The organism is Streptomyces sp. NPDC037273 (genome assembly GCF_055603625.1).
In genome coordinates this window covers 89,776-104,912 of the sequence record NZ_JBVJVO010000015.1, presented here as the reverse complement: position 1 = coordinate 104,912, position 15,137 = coordinate 89,776, and the positions used below count along the sequence as shown (strand labels likewise).

General features: G+C 72.9%; 17 protein-coding genes. 6 read left to right on the top strand and 11 right to left on the bottom strand.

All coding sequences use genetic code 11. From position 1 onward, the window contains the following. From ACZ7G1_RS31210 to ACZ7G1_RS31200, 3 genes are all read left to right on the top strand, one after another. A complete protein-coding gene (locus ACZ7G1_RS31210; RefSeq protein WP_470876730.1) occupies positions 1-1,125 on the top strand; it encodes a serine hydrolase domain-containing protein in 1,125 nt (374 codons plus the stop codon). Between the two features lie 122 nt (positions 1,126-1,247). Then, entirely contained in the window at positions 1,248-2,030 is a 783-nt protein-coding gene (locus tag ACZ7G1_RS31205) for a MerR family transcriptional regulator (RefSeq protein WP_470876732.1), read from the top strand. A gap of 43 nt (positions 2,031-2,073) precedes the next feature. Beyond that, a complete protein-coding gene (locus ACZ7G1_RS31200; protein WP_470876734.1) occupies positions 2,074-2,730 on the top strand; it encodes a maleylpyruvate isomerase mycothiol-dependent enzyme family protein in 657 nt (218 codons plus the stop codon). A gap of 126 nt (positions 2,731-2,856) precedes the next feature. On the opposite strand, the gene ACZ7G1_RS31195 is transcribed toward ACZ7G1_RS31200, so the two are convergent. Both ACZ7G1_RS31195 and ACZ7G1_RS31190 read right to left on the bottom strand, forming a co-directional pair. Then, complete coding sequence (locus tag ACZ7G1_RS31195; protein ID WP_470876736.1) at positions 2,857-3,285, bottom strand: DUF4267 domain-containing protein; 429 nt, start codon at positions 3,283-3,285, stop codon at positions 2,857-2,859. A gap of 60 nt (positions 3,286-3,345) precedes the next feature. Then, positions 3,346-3,792 carry an anthrone oxygenase family protein gene (locus ACZ7G1_RS31190; protein ID WP_470876738.1) on the bottom strand — a complete coding sequence of 149 codons (447 nt, stop codon included), beginning with the start codon at positions 3,790-3,792 and terminating at the stop codon, positions 3,346-3,348. 90 nt (positions 3,793-3,882) lie between these two features. On the opposite strand from ACZ7G1_RS31190, the gene ACZ7G1_RS31185 reads away from it, so the two are divergent. Further along, a complete protein-coding gene (locus tag ACZ7G1_RS31185) occupies positions 3,883-4,461 on the top strand; it encodes a TetR/AcrR family transcriptional regulator (protein WP_470876740.1) in 579 nt (192 codons plus the stop codon). 102 nt (positions 4,462-4,563) lie between these two features. Further along, positions 4,564-5,115, top strand: coding sequence for an NIPSNAP family protein (locus ACZ7G1_RS31180; protein ID WP_470876742.1), 552 nt, complete (start codon positions 4,564-4,566; stop codon positions 5,113-5,115). Here the strand turns inward: ACZ7G1_RS31180 and ACZ7G1_RS31175 are convergent. From ACZ7G1_RS31175 to ACZ7G1_RS31135, 9 genes are all read right to left on the bottom strand, one after another. Continuing rightward, complete coding sequence (locus ACZ7G1_RS31175) at positions 5,108-5,977, bottom strand: alpha/beta hydrolase (RefSeq protein WP_470876744.1); 870 nt, start codon at positions 5,975-5,977, stop codon at positions 5,108-5,110. The two genes, ACZ7G1_RS31180 and ACZ7G1_RS31175, sit on opposite strands and share 8 nt — an antisense overlap. A gap of 144 nt (positions 5,978-6,121) precedes the next feature. Further along, positions 6,122-6,664 (bottom strand): GNAT family N-acetyltransferase, encoded by a 543-nt coding sequence (locus ACZ7G1_RS31170; RefSeq protein ID WP_470876746.1) that lies wholly within the window; start codon positions 6,662-6,664, stop codon positions 6,122-6,124. Positions 6,665-6,715: 51 nt separating this feature from the next. Next, positions 6,716-7,354 carry a class I SAM-dependent methyltransferase gene (locus ACZ7G1_RS31165; protein ID WP_470876748.1) on the bottom strand — a complete coding sequence of 213 codons (639 nt, stop codon included), beginning with the start codon at positions 7,352-7,354 and terminating at the stop codon, positions 6,716-6,718. A gap of 21 nt (positions 7,355-7,375) precedes the next feature. After that, positions 7,376-8,314: a hypothetical protein gene (locus ACZ7G1_RS31160; RefSeq protein ID WP_470876750.1), complete on the bottom strand. Its 939-nt coding sequence runs from the start codon at positions 8,312-8,314 to the stop codon at positions 7,376-7,378. 89 nt (positions 8,315-8,403) lie between these two features. After that, positions 8,404-8,997, bottom strand: coding sequence for a GNAT family N-acetyltransferase (locus ACZ7G1_RS31155; RefSeq protein ID WP_470876751.1), 594 nt, complete (start codon positions 8,995-8,997; stop codon positions 8,404-8,406). Between the two features lie 114 nt (positions 8,998-9,111). Next, positions 9,112-9,684 (bottom strand): dihydrofolate reductase family protein, encoded by a 573-nt coding sequence (locus ACZ7G1_RS31150; RefSeq protein ID WP_470877093.1) that lies wholly within the window; start codon positions 9,682-9,684, stop codon positions 9,112-9,114. Between the two features lie 484 nt (positions 9,685-10,168). After that, positions 10,169-11,803 carry a transporter gene (locus tag ACZ7G1_RS31145; RefSeq protein ID WP_470876753.1) on the bottom strand — a complete coding sequence of 545 codons (1,635 nt, stop codon included), beginning with the start codon at positions 11,801-11,803 and terminating at the stop codon, positions 10,169-10,171. Continuing rightward, a complete protein-coding gene (locus tag ACZ7G1_RS31140) occupies positions 11,803-12,678 on the bottom strand; it encodes an ABC transporter ATP-binding protein (protein WP_470876755.1) in 876 nt (291 codons plus the stop codon). The genes ACZ7G1_RS31145 and ACZ7G1_RS31140 overlap by 1 nt, the downstream gene beginning before the upstream one ends. A gap of 76 nt (positions 12,679-12,754) precedes the next feature. After that, entirely contained in the window at positions 12,755-13,441 is a 687-nt protein-coding gene (locus ACZ7G1_RS31135; RefSeq protein ID WP_470876757.1) for a bifunctional DNA primase/polymerase, read from the bottom strand. Between the two features lie 258 nt (positions 13,442-13,699). On the opposite strand from ACZ7G1_RS31135, the gene ACZ7G1_RS31130 reads away from it, so the two are divergent. After that, positions 13,700-15,082, top strand: a complete 1,383-nt coding sequence (locus ACZ7G1_RS31130) for a transcriptional regulator (RefSeq protein WP_470876759.1) — start codon at positions 13,700-13,702, stop codon at positions 15,080-15,082. Positions 15,083-15,137: the final 55 nt, after the last annotated feature.

The following is a 15,137-nucleotide window of genomic DNA, read 5'->3' as shown; positions in this document are numbered from 1 at the left end:
ATGTCCATCGACCTTCCCGCCCCGCACCAGGACCGCCCCGAGCTGCGGAAGGCGATCGAGGAGATCGCCGGCTCCGGACTCCTCGGCGTGCAGCTCCGCGTCAACGACGAGCGCGGCGAGTGGGTCGGCAGCGCCGGAGCCCGCCGTCTCGGCGCCGACGCCGAGCCGCTCACCGACGGCCACTTCCGCATCGGCAGCAGCACCAAGAACTTCGTGGCGACGGTGGTCCTCCTGCTCGTGGCCGAGGGCCGGATCGGCCTGGACACCCCGGCCGTCGACCACCTGCCCGGCGTCGGCCTCGACCGGCGCGTCACGGTCCGCATGCTCCTGCAGCACACCAGCGGCGTCTTCAGCCACACGGGCGAGCTGTACGAGGACGGGACGATCGTTCCGGGCGTCCCCTGGCGCGGCCAGGAGTGGGTGGAGAAGCGATTCCACACCTACCGCCCCGAGGAGCTCGTACGCCTGTCGCTGTCCAAGCCGCCGCGGTTCGAGCCGGGCTCCGGCTGGAGCTACTCCAACACCAACTACGTGCTCGCCCGCATGGTGATCGAGAACGTCACCGGCCGGACCTTCGCCGAGGAGCTCCAGCGGCTGGTCACGGGCCCGCTCGGCCTCACCGGCACCGTGGCGCCCGGCGCCTCGCCGGAGATCCCCGAGCCCCACAACCACGGCTACTACCGCTACGACGACGCTGCCGGACACGACAGGACGATCGACGTCACCCGCCACAACCCCACCTGGGTCGCCGCCGGCGGCGACATGATCTCGACCACCCGCGACCTGCACACCTACTTCTCCGCCCTGATGGCCGGCCGGCTCCTCCCGCCCGGACCGCTCGCCGAGATGCGCACCCCGGAGCCCACGATCGGCTACGGCCTCGGCCTGTTCGCCCAGGACCTGGGACCGGGCGCCGGCACCGTCTTCCACCACAACGGCGCCACCATCGGCTCGGCGGCCCTGATGTACAGCACGCCGGACGGCCGCACCACCATGACCGCCGGACTGACCTACGTGGACGACGCCGCCATGTCCGTGGCACCCGCCTTCCAGACCGCCCAACAGCTGCTCGTATCCGCGGTGTTCGGCGGCGGCCGGCCCGGTCCGGCGGGGCCGGAGGCCTGAACACCCGGGCCCCGTACGCTTCGAGACCGGGCCACCTGACGTCACGTCGGACCGGACCAGTCCGGACCAGACCCCGGACCGGAATGGAAAGCAAGGAACGGAAGGAAAGGGAGCGCAATCGCATGCGGACGACGGGCGGGGTCACGATCGGGCAGGCGGCGGAGTTCGTCGGCGTCACGGTGAAGACCGTGCGGCACTATCACAAGCAGGGGCTGGTCGAAGAGCCTCCGCGTGACACCTCCGGCTACCGGCGCTACGGCTCGGACGCGCTGCTGCGGCTCGTACAGGTGCGGACGCTGGCCGCCGCCGGGGTGCCGCTGGCCGAGGTCGGGCCCCTGCTCGACGCCGACGCCGGCGGGTTCGCCGACGCGCTCGCCGACGTCGCCCGGCAGCTCACCGGACGGATCGCGGAGCTGACCGCCCGCCTCGACACGCTGCACCGGCTCGCCGAGGGCGACCGCGCCCTGCTGCCCGAGCGCGCCTGCGCGGTCCTCGACCGCATGCACGGCCTCGGTTTCGCCCCCGACTACGTGGCCGCCCAGCGCGAGGCCCTGGTCCTGGCCAGGGTGCTGGTGCCGGAGGGCTTCGACGGCTTCCTGGACCAGCTGGAACACCGCCTGGACGACCCCGGGTACGTCGACCTCGCCAAGCGCGGCCACGAGGCCGAGAGCTGGGAACCGGACGACCCGAGGATCGAGGAGCTCGCCACCGCCATGGCCGACCACTACCTCGCCCACCCCGCCCTCCTGGGCACCCCGGCCGCCCACCGCGCCTGGAGCAAGGCCTCCGCCCAGTACCGCCTGATCGACAACCACGGCGGCGACCGGGCCCCGGTCGCCGCCCGCCTCACCGCCCTCACCGAAGCCCGGCTCCGCGCGGGGGGCGTGCCGCTGCCGCGCCCCTGAAAAGGACCCGCGGGCGGCTCGGCGGAGCAGGTACGTTCCTGCCATGTCACAAGCACCCAAGACCGAGGCACCCAGGCAGCCCGTCACCGCGGACGACCTCGAACTCTCCGTACGGCTCGCCGTGCAGACCCTGGCCGAGGCGCCGCGGGAGGCCTGGGAGGTCAAGGCCGGTTCCCTGGAGTGGGACTGCTGGGAGACCGTCGAGCACCTCAGCGACGACCTCTTCGCCTACGCCGTACAACTCGGCCCCGCCGCGCCGCCGATGACCGGGGAGGTGCCGTTCGTCTGGGAGAGCCGGCGCCCCGGCGGCCCGGCGAACGCCGTCCACGCCGACCGCGCGGCCGGCCCGGAGGGACTCCTCCAGGTCCTTGAGGCGAGCGGCGCGCTGCTGGTGGCGATGGCGCGCACGAAGCCGTCGACGACCCTCGCGCACCACTGTTACGGGGCCTCCGACCCGGAGGGCTTCGCCGCGATGGGCATCGTGGAGACCGTGGTCCACACGTACGACCTGGCCCAGGGTCTGGGACTCGACTGGACCCCGCCGTCCGACATCTGCGCCCGCGTGCTCGCCCGCCTCTTCCCCGACGCCCCGTCGACCACGGAGCCTTGGCCGACCCTCCTGTGGGTCACCGGCCGCACGGACCTCGAAGGCCGCCCCCGCCTCACGAAGTGGCGATGGGACGGCACGCCCCGGGCGTAGCACCGGGGGAGGAGAGGGGCGCCGTCCGGCGCCCCTCTCGGTCCGGGTCCTGGACGGGCGCCGTCCGGCGCCCCTCGCGGTCCGGGTCCTGGACGGGATCCGTCCGGCGGCCCTCGCGGTCAGGTCCTAGGCGGGCTGCGGGGCGGCCGTCCCCGCGGCCGCGGTCGCGGCGCCGCGGGTCTCCCGCATCAGCATGAGGCCGTTGACGACCATGAGGGTCGCGGTCAGGCAGTGGACGCCGAGGGCGGTGGCCACGGAGCCGTGGTGGGCGAGGATGTTGGCCATGTCGCCGTACGCGGCGAAGGCCTCGACGACCATCGCCCATGCCAGTGCGCGGCGCTGGCCGGTGATCAGCAGGGCGGCGAGGACGAGGGCCATGACGACGTCGCGGATTCCCTTGACGACCAGGAAGCCGCCGCCGTCGCCGGGGGGCCAGTTGGGGAGGCCGTAGCCGGGCGCGATGCTCTCCGGGCTGACGATGTACTGCGTCCCGAAGGAGAGGATGAAGAGTACGAAGACGGCGACGAGCACGGTGTTGATCTTCTTCAGCGACACGGTTCTTCTCCCGACGTGAGGCGTGGCGTGGCGGGGCTGTGCCCGGATCATGTGCCTGGATCAGACGAGGGCGGCGACCAGCAGGGTGAAGGCGGCGATGATGACGGCGACGCGGCCGTAGTGGTAGCGCTGCCAGCGCTGCAGCTGCTCCTGCCAGTCGGCGGGGCGGTTCTCGGGGGTCCAGGTCTTGTTGCGGTTGTTGATGGGGACGAGCAGCAGCACCGACATGAGCACGCTGACGACCAGGAGTCCGGCGGCGGTGACGACGAGCGTGGTGCCGCCGTCGCCCCATCCGGCGACGGCCCATATCGCGCTGAGGACGAGCGAGCCGATGTACCAGAAGGGCATCAGGGCGCCGAGCATCCGGCCGCCGTGGGCGTGGCCGAGCTGGCGGCTGTCCTCGGGGAGCGCGTCGAGGATGCGGTTCATGACGAAGAGGACGGAGAACTCCACCCCCACCATCAGTCCGACGACGACGGTGGTGACGACCTGGAGCGTGCTGAGCATGACGATCCCTCCGAGATCTAGCGCTGCTAGCTGTTGAGGCAACGCTAGCGCTGCTATCGCTCGATTGTCTAGCGGTGCTAGAATTTCTGTATGTCGGTAAAGGAACGCAAGGAGCGCGAACGGGCCGAGCGCGAGCGCCTCATCGTGGCGACGGCCCGCGAACTCGCCGAGCAGCAGGGCTGGGACGCGGTCACCACCCGCAAGCTCGCCGAGCGCATCGAATACAGCCAGCCCGTCCTCTACAGCCACTTCCGGGGCAAGCGCGAGATCATCGGCGCCGTCGCCCTGGAGGGCGCCGCCGAACTGGCCGGCGCGGTGCGGGCCGCGGCCTCCGCCGCGAACGGCCCCCGCGAGCGGGTCGCCGCCCTCGCCCACGCCTACCTCGACTTCGCCGAGCGCCACCCGGCGGTCTACGACGCCCTGTTCACCCTCGACGGCGGCCTCGCCTACGCCCGGGAGGACACCCCCGAGCCCCTCAAGGACGGTTTCGCCGCCCTCCTCGAATCCCTCGCCGAAGTCGCCGGCGAGGACGTCCCCCCAGGTCTCTTCACCGAGGTCTTCTGGTCCTCCCTCCACGGCCTCGCGACCCTCACCCGAACCGGCCGCCTCCTCCCCGAGGACGCCGAACCGCGGGTCCGGCTCCTGGTCGACCGCCTGGCCGTGCTCTGAGGGCCGGCCCACCCGCCCGCGGATCGCCGCCATCCACTGACAGGATCCACTGAGCCATCCACTGACAGGAGATGTCAGTGGATGGCCCCTAACCTGCGGCACATGAGCATCGTGGAACTTCGCCAGTACACCCTGCACCCCGGCACCCGCGAGGTGCTGATCGAGCTCTTCGAGCGCGAGTTCGTCACCGGACAGGAGGCCGTCGGCATCACCGTCGGCGGCCGCTTTCGCGACCTCGACGACCCGGACCGCTTCGTCTGGCTGCGCTCCTTCCCCGACATGGCACACCGCCGCCGCGCCCTGGAGGCGTTCTACGGCGGGCCCGTCTGGCTGGAGCACCGCGACGTCGCCAACGCCACCATGATCGACAGTGATGACGTCCTGCTGTTGCGCGGCCCCGGCTTCACGCCGGAGCCGCGCGCGGGCGAGGTGATCGCGACCGTCTGTCACCCCGCCGAGGCGGCGGGCTTCGACGCCTACGCCGCCCGCCATCTGGGGCCGGGCCACGCGCTCCACCGCACCGAGCACGCCGAGAATGACTTCCCCCGCCTGCCCGTCCGGACCGGCGAGGACGTCCGCGTGTGGTTCGGCGACACCGAGCCGGCCCCCTGGCCGGCCCGGCGGCTGCGACTGGAGCCCGTGCGCCTCACCTGAGGCCGGCCAGCAGTTCCGCGAACATCCGGGGCCGGCTGAAGTAGCCGACGTGCGAGGCCGGGAGGGTGTGGACGTCGAAGGGACGGTGCGGGGTCAGGGCGTCGGCCTTGCGGATCATGTGGTCCTGGACGGTGAGGGGGAGGCCGCGGTCGGCGGAGAGGCGGACGTACGTGTGCGGTACGCGCCCCCAGGTGTCCGGCTGGGCCAGCGCGGCCGGCTCCATCACCGCGTACGTCTCGTCCGGGTCGAGGGAGTCGAGCAGCAGACGGAACTGGTGATCCGTGGAGTCGGCCATGACGGCGGCCTTCAGCGCCGCGAAGAGGTCGGGGTCGCCGTGGGCGGCCCGCCAGTTCAGCCGGGCGACGCCCGGACCGCGTGCCCCCTCGTCGGGCACGGCGATCCGGGCGACCGCCGCGTCCAGCAGGTTGTCGTCGGGGACGCCCCAGGGTTCGGTCAGCATGGCCGGGTCGCTGAGGCAGAGGGCGGACAGGTAGACCACCCGGTGGAGCAGGTCCGGTACGGCGTTGGCGACGGCGGTGACGGTCAGGCCGCCGAGGCTGTTGCCGACCAGGACGATCGGCCCGGACCCGGCGAGCCGGCGGAGGGTGTCCACCACGTGGCGGACGTTGTCGCCCAGGGTGACACCGCTCAGCGCGGAGGGCGCGGCGGCGAGTGCCGCGAGGTCCTGGGGCTGTCGGTAGTAGGCGGCGGGAGTGTCGGCGAGGTCGCCGTGGCCCGGCAGGTCGACGGCGTGGGAGCGGTGCCCGAGCAGGGCCAGCTCGTTCTGCAACGGGCCCCAGGCCCGGGCGTTGCTGGAGCCGCCGTGAAGGAATACGAAGGTGGGGCGCGAGTCTGCGCGCATGCTGAAGATCCTCGTCATCCGGAGGTGAGGTGGGAAGGGCAGGCGGGTGACCCGGTACCGGCGGCGATGGCGCCGGCGGCACGGTCAGCGCGTCGAACGGACGCGGATCGCCTGCCGGTTGTGGATGACGGAGGAAGTCATGACTCAGACCTTCGTGTTCGGGTGCCAGTCCTCGGCGAGCAGGCCGAGGAGGACTTCGTCGAGGAATTCACCGAGGACCCAGGCGGAGGAGCGGAGGACGCCTTCGCGGGTGAAGCCGTTGCGTTCGGCGGAGCGGAGCATGGCGTGGTTGTCGGCGAGGGTCTCGATCTGGAGCCGGTGGAGGCCGCGGACGACGAAGCCGTAGTGGCAGAGGGCGGCGACGACGTCGGTGCCGTAACCCTTGCCGCGGGCGGAGGGGAGGAGGCCGAGGCCGATGTGGGCGCAGCGGTTGTGGGTGTCGATGCCCCAGAGGTTCGCGCTGCCGATCAGCGTGCCGCCCTCCAGCTCGACGACGGAGAACGGGACCCGGCTCGGCTCCGTGTCGTCCACGGCGAGCCGCGCGTCCTTCGCGCCGGGCGACACCGGCCGCCACGGGCCGCCTTCCGCCCGCGCGGAGTTCACCACGTCGTCGTACAGCTCGGTCCGCAGGATCGGGACGTCTTCCTCGTGCCGGGCGCGGAGCCCGACCTTTCCGCCGGTAAGCATGTACGTGTCCTATCCGACCGCCCGCGCCGTCGGCAATCCAATAACGCCGTCCTACGGCCTGCGGGCCAGCAGGTGGGCGTCCAGGAAGCCGCGTTCGGAGGCCGGGTCGTGGAGCAGGCGGGCGAAGGGGGTGAGCCCGGCGGCCGTGAGGAGGGCGGCGAGGCGGTCGGGCGTCCAGGCGTAGGCGGGGGTCACCTTGTGGTCGAAGCGGACCGGGCCGGCGTCCGGTCCCTGCGCCCCGAAGAACGACACCAGGATGAGGCCGCCCGGTGCCAGGGCGCGTACCTGCTCGGCGAGCAGCGCCGGCAGTTCCTCCGGCGGGGTGTGGATCGTCGAGTAGTGGGCGAGTACGCCGCCGAGCTCCCCGTCCCCGACCGGCAGGGCCTCCATCCGCGCCTCCTGGAAGCGCAGTTCCGGGTGGGCCCGCCGGGCGTGGGCGATCATGCCGGGCGAGAGGTCGAGGCCGAAGGCGTCAAGGCCCAGTTCGTTCAGCAGGGCCGTCAGGTGGCCGGGGCCGCAACCGACGTCCGCCACGCGCCGGTTGTCCGTCGCGCGGACGAGCTCGGCGAAGGTGCCGATCATGGCCCGCGCGAACGGCTGCCCTTCCATGCGGGGGTCCGCGAACAGCGATGCGTACAGCTCGACGACGCCGTCGTAGGCCGCCTTGGTCTCGTTCCGGTGATCCGCCACGGAGAGGACTGTAGACACCCCTTAGGGCGCGACGCGCCGCAGGATGTAGAACCTCCCGTCGTCGGGGTCGCCCAGGACGGCGTACAGCTTGGGGACTTCGCGGGTGCCGTAGACGTCGAAGGTGTCGAGGGGCCCGGCGCAGGTGGCGACGGTGAGGTCGATGTGCCGGATGTGCGGGGCGTCGGCGGGGTCGTGGTTCCAGGTGCCCGTGCCGGTGCATTCGCGGACCTCGGGGCCGTCGGGGTTCGCATAGCTGTAGGTGTCGAGGCCGGTGGTGCGTGCCGTGCCGTCCGCGGTGAGCGTGAGCGTGCCGCCCTGGCCGTCGGAGTACGTACCGGCGACCTGTCCGGCGTTCAGGCGCGGCGGTTCGTAGCCGAGTCCGGCGTACAGGGCGATTCCGGCGAGGGTGAAGGCGCTGACGCCTGCGAGCGTCCCGTACAGCGTGATCCGCCAGAACATGGTGGTGCCGGAGAGCCGCGGCCGGCTCGGGCTTTCGGGCAGCAGCAGCCGGCGGGCGACGAGGGCGGGGGCGGTGAGCGCGGCCGTCGCGACGAACCAGCCGGCGAGGCCCGCGAGGGGCCCGGCCTCCGCGAGTACGGCCACGGCGAGGACCGGCGGTACGGCTCCGGCGGCGGCCGCCACCGGCACCCACCACCACGCCTCCCGCCCCGAGAAGCGGCGGCCGAGCCAGGCGGCGGCGGTGAGGAGCGGCTTCACGACGGTCGCGGCCAGGACGGCGCCGAGGACGTAGAGCAGGGCGATCACGAAGGGCGAGAACACCACAAGGAGGCCGAGCCCCATCGGGTTGACCCCGGAGAGCGGCCCCTCCTGCGTCTGCCCCCAGGCGAGGGCGCCGATCAGCGCGATCACCACCTCGGTGAACAGCACGGTGGCGACGGCGGTGACCACGGCACCGAACCGGTCGTCCGGAACGGTCGGCTGCCACGTTTCTGAACGCATTCAAATCCCCTCCGGTGCCCATCATGCACCACCCGCGGACCACCGCGAAGGGCGACTCCTGTTCGTCGAGGGCTACCGGCCGCCGGTCGTCACCGCGGTCCGGCGCTCGCCGCCCACTGTTCGCGGGTGAGGCGCCAGACCTGGTCGAGGCCGGTCTCGGCGGGCGCGGTGGGGGTGTGGGGCCGCTGGAGGTGGCGGGTGAAGCCGAGGCGGCCGGGGACCAGGCCGCTGGGGGTGTTGGCGGCGTCGTGGACGACCTCGACGGCCACGATCCCCGGGAGGCGGAAGGCCTGCTCGGTCAGGGCGCGGGCGGCGCGGGTCGCGATGCCGCGGCCGGTGGCGGCGGGATGGAGCCAGTAGCCGATCTCCAGGGTGTCGGCGGTGGTGTGCTCGTCGTGGCGGTGGAGGCCGCAGGAGCCCACGATGGCGCCGTCGAGGAGCACCGCGTAGCTGTACTCCTCGCCACGCACCCACCGCCCCGCCCGCCCGGCCAGGAACTCGGCCGTCCTGGCCGGGCTGTGCTCCGCGACCCACGGCATCCACGGCCGCAGGTGCTCGACCGACTCCTCGGTCACCCGGCACAACTCCGGAAGGTCCCTCTCCCCTTCGAACGCGCGGAGCACCAGCCCCTCGCCGAGCTCGATACGGGTGTCAGGAACGGTGTGGCTCTGGGCTGTGTCCATGCGGCGAGGATCGTCGCCGGCGTCGCCGCGCCGCAACGGGATTCCGTGCCGCGCGCCCCGGAGCGGACCGGCGACCTGCGGACCTGCGGACCCGCGGACCGACGGACCCGCGTCCTAGCGGACGACGTCGAAGACGTTCTTCTGCAGGCCGTTGGAGTACACCTCGTGCTCGACCAGCTTCAGCTTCTGGGTGTCCTTGTCCGTGGTGCTGAAGAGGCGCTTGCCCGCGCCGAGGAGCAGCGGGAAGACGAGCAGGTGGTAGCGGTCGATGAGACCGGCGTCGGCGAGGCCGTGGTTCAGGGTGGCGCTGCCGTGCACGATGATCGGGCCGCCCTCGGTCTCCTTGAGCGCGGCGACCTCGTCGAGGGAGCGCAGGATCGTGGTCTCGCCCCAGTTCGTGACGAGGTCGTCCTCGGTGAGCGTGGTCGAGACGACGTACTTGGGCATCACCTTGTACTCGGCGAACTCGTCCATGCGCGGCCACACGGGGCTGAACGCCTCGTAGCTGGTGCGGCCGAGCAGCAGCGCGGCCGACTCCTTCTGCTCGCGGTCCTTGATTTCGTACGCCTCGGGGACGAACTCGACGTCCTTGAACGTCCAGCCGGAGTTGCGGTAGCCGGGCTCGCCGCCGGGGCTGTCCACGACGCCGTCGAGGGAGATGAAGGCGGTGCTGATCAGGGTGCGCATCTGGGGTTCCTTCGGGGTTCGTGGTCGCTTCATGGGGTCAGACAGTGCGGCCCCGCCGAACTCATCGGCGCCGGGCCGGGTTTCTCGGGAATCTTCAGGCGCGCCGCGCCCCGGCGGGCGCAGGCGCGGCCGGACACCGGCACGCTCGGTGGAAGGAAGCGGCCCCCGACTGCTCGTCATGGCCGGCAGATGGACGGTGACGTCCACGGCCCCGCCGCCGAACCGGCCTTCCGGGCGCGGGGCGTCGACCCGCAGGACCTGGTTCTCGTACGAGACGACGGTCTCCTCGGCGGCGCGGACGTCCCGCTTCTTGCCGGCACTGGCGGGCCGGACCTCGACCGCGACCTCGGAGCCGTTCCCGGCGACGTTCCGGACGCGTCCGGCGGGGATGTCGAGGGAGAGGGCGATGCGGGTGAACGCGACGATGGCCCGCTCGGACACCGAGCGGGCCATCGGGGCCGTACGAAGGCGGGAAGCGGCGGGCTCAGCCCTTGCTGACCGCCGTGAGGATCTCCGGCAGCCGCTTGGCGGTTCGCGGCGCGGCGAGCTTCAGGCCCGCGAAGGTCAGGCCGGCGCCGAAGAGGGCGCCGGCCGGGAGGAGGAGCCACAGGAGGGAGTGCTGGTCGGAGACGTGCAGGTAGATCGTGGCGGCGATGAGCGGGGAGCAGAGGACGCCCGCGAGGAGCATCCCGCCCATGATGGAGATCCAGGCGAGGGCGCCCTGGCCGGGGGCGACGTTCTTGTAGCCGCTGTCCTGGGGGATGGAGTACGGGAAGCTCGCCGAGGTGACGGCCCCGGTGCCGACCATGGCGCCGAGGAGACCGAGGGCGAGACCGAGGGCCTCGGGGAAGGCGGACCAGTCACCGAGGACGGCGGCGGTGAGGCCGGTCACGAGGACGGTGAAGGGGAGCGTGACGGCGAGGAGCGCCAGGGCACGCGCGCGGAGTTCGGCGTAGGCGTCGGCGGCGGTGGAGAGGGTCTGCGAGACCATCCAGAACGCGGAGCTGTCCTGGCCGAACTGGTTGTACATCAGCATGCCGAGCATGCCGGAGGCGAAGCAGGCGAAGTAGATAGAGCCCGAGCCCTGCAGGGCGTTGAAGAGCGGGACGATCACGCCGATGGCGAGCGAGGTCACCCAGGCGGCCTTGGTCTTCGGGTCGCGCCAGATGTAGCGGAGGCTGCGCTCCATCACCGCGCCCGTGCGGCCGGCCGGCAGGAGCCGGGCGAGCCGGCCCGCGCCGGTCTTGTCGCGGGCGCCGGCGTCGGAGGCGGCGCCGATGGTGGAGCCGTCGGGCTCGACCATCAGGCGTACGAGGCTCCGCCGCCACCAGTGGACCAGGGCGGCCAGCGTCGCCGCGGTGAGCAGCAGCCGGACCGCCGCGACCGCGTGGTCGCCGCGGCTGGCGGAGTCGACCGCGCCGATCGCGGCGGCGGGCGGCAGCCAGCCGACGACGGCCGTGGCGGGTTCGAGGGACTCCAGGCCGCCGGCCCGGCCGAGGCGCTGGGCGCCGAAGTTCACGAGCTGCATGCCGACGGCGATGATCAGGCCGCTGAGGAGCGCGAGGTCCCGGCCCTTGCGCGAGGTGAGGAGCCGGACGTTGGCCGCGGCCACGGCCCGGGACAGCGCCACGCAGGTCACGGCCGTCAGCGGGACGGCGAGGACGGCGAGGACGGTGGCGGCGGCGCCGTGGGCGACCGACAGGGCCGCCCCGAGCGCGAGGACGAAGGTCAGGGCGGGCCCGACGCCGACCAGGGAGGCCACGAGCAGGGCCCGTACCAGCGGCCGGGGCTGGAGCGGCAGCATCACGAGCCGCGAGGGGTCGAGGGTCTCGTCGCCGCTCGGGATGAACAGCGGCATCACCGTCCAGGACAGCGCGAGGGTCCCGGTGAGGAGGATCGCGATGCTCGCCGCGTCCGCGCTGCCCCGCATGAGGACGAAGGCGAGCACCATGCCGGCGGCGAGGACCGTCCCGAAGACGATGGTCAGGATGTACGCGGCCGTCCGCCCGCCCGACTGCCGCAGCCCGTTGCGCAGCAGCGACAGCTTGAGCCGTACGAAGACCGAGGTGAGCGACGGTACGGGAGTGGCGGGCGGAGCGGTGGAGGTGGACGCGCGCATCACCGGGCCTCGCCCGGGGTGCCCGCGGCGCCGCCGCCCAGCCAGTCCAGCGAATCCCCGGCCGCCGCCCGGCCGTTGGCGCCGACCAGTTCCAGGAACGCGGCCTGGAGCGAGGGCGCGTCGCCGCGGACCTCGGCCAGCGTGCCCTGGGCGCGGATCCGCCCGGCCGCCATGACGGCGACCCAGTCGCAGAGCGACTCGACGAGCTCCATCACATGGCTGGAGAAGACGACGGTGGCGCCGGAGGAGGTGTAGCGCTCCAGGACGCCGCGGATGGTCTGCGCGGAGACCGGGTCGACGCCCTCGAAGGGCTCGTCGAGGAAGAGGACCTCGGGGTTGTGGAGCAGCGCGGCGGCGAGGCCGATCTTCTTCCGCATGCCGGTGGAGTAGTCGACGACCAGCTTGTTCTGCGAGCCGGTCAGGTCGAGTACGTCGAGGAGCTGTGCGGCCCGCTTGTCGACCTCGGCACCGGGCAGCCCCCGCAGCCGTCCGCTGTACGCGAGGAGTTCGCGGCCCGAGAGCCGCTCGAAGAGCCGCAGGCCCTCGGGGAGGATGCCGATGCGCGCCTTGACCTCGGCGACCGAGTCGGGTCCTGCCCAGACGTCGTGCCCGGCGACCAGGACGCGTCCGTGGTCGGGCCGCAGCAGGCCGGTGATCATGGAGAGGGTGGTGGTCTTGCCGGCGCCGTTGGGCCCGACGAGCCCGATGAACTTGCCCGCGGGCAGTTCGAGATCGATCCCGTTCACGGCGATCTGCTGGCCGAAACGCTTCCACAGGCCCTCGATACGCACCGCGGGCACCGCACCGGCCCCCGGTGCGGTGCCCGCTGCGGCACCCGCCTTGTCGAACGCTCCGTCAAATGCCTGGTCAGGCATGGTCTGTCAATCCTTAGGTCGTCCCCGTCATCCTTACGGGGACCACCCTACGTTCGGGGCAGACCGGCCTCCAGGCTCAGGACGTGCGGCTCCTGGCCTCGGCCGCTTCCCGGCCACACGCGTACGCGAGGGGGCTGATCAGCTCCTCGGCGTCCGGCAGCCACCGGTTCGCCGGGGTGGGGCGGCGCGCCCACTGCACCGCGCCGAAGCCGCCGATCCGGGTCGGCGGGGCGGCCACGTAGTGCCCCTCGCCGCGGGTGGCGAGGTCGATCGAGGCGGGCGTCCAGCCCAGCTTGCGCACCAGGTCGGGCACCTTGGCGGCGGCACCCGGCAGCACGAAGAAGAACATCCGGCGGTCCGGGGTGCAGGTCACGGGGCCGAGCGTCAGCTCCATCCGCTCCATGCGCGCGAGCGCGAGGAACCCGGCGGACTCGGCGACCTCGATCGCGTCGAAGGTCCGGCCGGTCGGCAGCAGGATCGACGCCTTCGGCGTCTTCGACCACATGCGCCGCGCCCCGACCCCGCTCCCGGTGGCCTGGGTGGACCAGTCGGGTTTGACCGCGTGGGCGCCGGGGACGGCGCACGCCTCCGCGCCGCAGGAGCATCGCTCCCTGCCCTCGACGGCCTCAAGCCAGGTCCCGGGGAACACGTCCCAGTGCCGCTCTTCCGCGTACCGCACGGCGCTGTCCAGCAGTTGCTCGCCTCGCTGCTGGGGGATCTGTGCGGCTTCCGTGACTCCGATGGTCTCTTCCACGGTGAACACAACTCCCCCCGTCACCTGGGGTTACGGGCGTGACGGCCGGGGTGTTGACGCATCGATCCTGCACGCGGGGCGCATGGGTGCACTCGCGGGGGCGCGCGGCGGGCCGGGGAGCGGGGGTGGGTACCCACAGGTGGGGGCGCCGGTCGCGAAGTCGCGGCCGACGTGTCCGGTTTCGCGTGTTCACATCGGCATTGACCGGATATCCACCGGGCAGTGATCACTTCACCGGTGATCACCGCACGGCCTCAGGGGGTACTCATGGCAGCCAGGCCACTCGTTCCGCGTCAGCTCAACGAACGGCTCCAGGCGCTCATTCAGGAGGCGGCCTGTTCCAACGCCGGCCTCGCCCGCAGGGTGAACATGGTCGGCGCGGAGCGCGGCCTCGACCTGCGGTACGACAAGACGTCGGTGGCGCGCTGGCTGCGCGGGCAGCAGCCGCGCGGCCGGGCGCCCGGGATCATCGCCGAGGCGCTGGGCCGCAAGCTGGGGCGCACGGTCACCATCGACGAGGTCGGCATGGCCAACGGCCGCAACCTCGCCGCCGGGGTCGGCCTCCAGTTCGCGCCGACCGTGCCCGGGGCGATCGAGCAGGTCTGCGAGCTGTGGCGCAGCGACGTGGGACGCCGGGACTTCCTCGCCGGCTCCACGGTGGCGGCCTCCGCGCTCGTCGAACCCAGCAGGGACTGGCTGATCACCGTCCCCGACCCGCACGTCGCCCGGCTCGCGGGCGCCCGCGTCGGAGTCGCCGACGTGGCGGCCGTCCGGGAGATGACGAGCGCGCTCGTCGACCTCGACCGGCGGTTCGGCAGCGGGCACGTGCGCCCGGTGGTGGTGCACTACCTCAACAGCGTGGTGTCGGGCATGCTGTCCGGCTCCTACCGGGAGGCGGTGGGCCGGCAGCTGTTCGGGGCGGTCGCGCGCCTCACCGAACTCGCCGGGTACATGGCGGTGGACACCGGCGAACCGGGCCTGGCCCAGCGGTACTACATCCAGGCCTTGCGCCTCGCCCAGGCCGCCGGCGACCGGGGCTACGGCGGGTACGTCCTGGCCGCGTCCATGAGTCATCTCGCCGCGCAGCTCGGAAACCCGCGCGAGATCGCCCAGTTGGCGCGGGCCGCGCAGGAGGGCGCGCGCGGGAAGGTGCCGCCGCGGGCCGAGGCGATGTTCTTCGCGGCCGAGGCGCGGGGGCACGCGCTGCTCGGCGACACCGTCGCCTTCGAGGCGGCGGCGGGCCGTGCCGTACGGGCCCTGGAGCAGGCCGATCCGGAGTCGGGCGACGACCCGGTGTGGATCGCCCACTTCGACGAGGCGTACCTCGCGGACGAACTCGCCCACTGCCACCGGGACCTGGGGCAGGCGGACGCGGCGGCGCGGGCCGCCGAGCAGTCGATCGCGGGGCACCCGGAGACCCGGGCGCGGCGGCGCGCGATCGGTCTCGCGCTGCTCGCGGCGGCCCGGGTCCAGCAGCGCGAGGTCGAGCAGGCCTGCCGCACGGGCACCCGGGCCCTCGAACTCCTGGGCACCCTGCGGTCGTCCCGGGGCGCCGAGTACCTGGAGGACCTGCGGGACCGCCTGGAGCCGTACGCGGGGGAGGCGGTGGTGCGGGAGTTCGGGGCGCGGATGGACCTGGCGGCGGCGTAAGGCGGGTCCGGCGGGGTGCCGCGCGGTGTGAAAGAAGCTTGTGTAACCGGGCTCA

Coding starts and splice junctions, on each gene's coding strand:
- ACZ7G1_RS31210 (WP_470876730.1), top strand. CDS start 1: ATGTCCATCGACCTTCCCGCCCCGCACCAGGACCGCCCCGAGCTGCGG.
- ACZ7G1_RS31145 (WP_470876753.1), bottom strand. CDS start 11,803: ATGCGCGCGTCCACCTCCACCGCTCCGCCCGCCACTCCCGTACCGTCG.
- ACZ7G1_RS31170 (WP_470876746.1), bottom strand. CDS start 6,664: ATGCTTACCGGCGGAAAGGTCGGGCTCCGCGCCCGGCACGAGGAAGAC.
- ACZ7G1_RS31140 (WP_470876755.1), bottom strand. CDS start 12,678: ATGCCTGACCAGGCATTTGACGGAGCGTTCGACAAGGCGGGTGCCGCA.
- ACZ7G1_RS31185 (WP_470876740.1), top strand. CDS start 3,883: ATGTCGGTAAAGGAACGCAAGGAGCGCGAACGGGCCGAGCGCGAGCGC.
- ACZ7G1_RS31205 (WP_470876732.1), top strand. CDS start 1,248: ATGCGGACGACGGGCGGGGTCACGATCGGGCAGGCGGCGGAGTTCGTC.
- ACZ7G1_RS31130 (WP_470876759.1), top strand. CDS start 13,700: ATGGCAGCCAGGCCACTCGTTCCGCGTCAGCTCAACGAACGGCTCCAG.
- ACZ7G1_RS31160 (WP_470876750.1), bottom strand. CDS start 8,314: ATGCGTTCAGAAACGTGGCAGCCGACCGTTCCGGACGACCGGTTCGGT.
- ACZ7G1_RS31175 (WP_470876744.1), bottom strand. CDS start 5,977: ATGCGCGCAGACTCGCGCCCCACCTTCGTATTCCTTCACGGCGGCTCC.
- ACZ7G1_RS31150 (WP_470877093.1), bottom strand. CDS start 9,684: ATGCGCACCCTGATCAGCACCGCCTTCATCTCCCTCGACGGCGTCGTG.
- ACZ7G1_RS31180 (WP_470876742.1), top strand. CDS start 4,564: ATGAGCATCGTGGAACTTCGCCAGTACACCCTGCACCCCGGCACCCGC.
- ACZ7G1_RS31200 (WP_470876734.1), top strand. CDS start 2,074: ATGTCACAAGCACCCAAGACCGAGGCACCCAGGCAGCCCGTCACCGCG.
- ACZ7G1_RS31190 (WP_470876738.1), bottom strand. CDS start 3,792: ATGCTCAGCACGCTCCAGGTCGTCACCACCGTCGTCGTCGGACTGATG.
- ACZ7G1_RS31155 (WP_470876751.1), bottom strand. CDS start 8,997: ATGGACACAGCCCAGAGCCACACCGTTCCTGACACCCGTATCGAGCTC.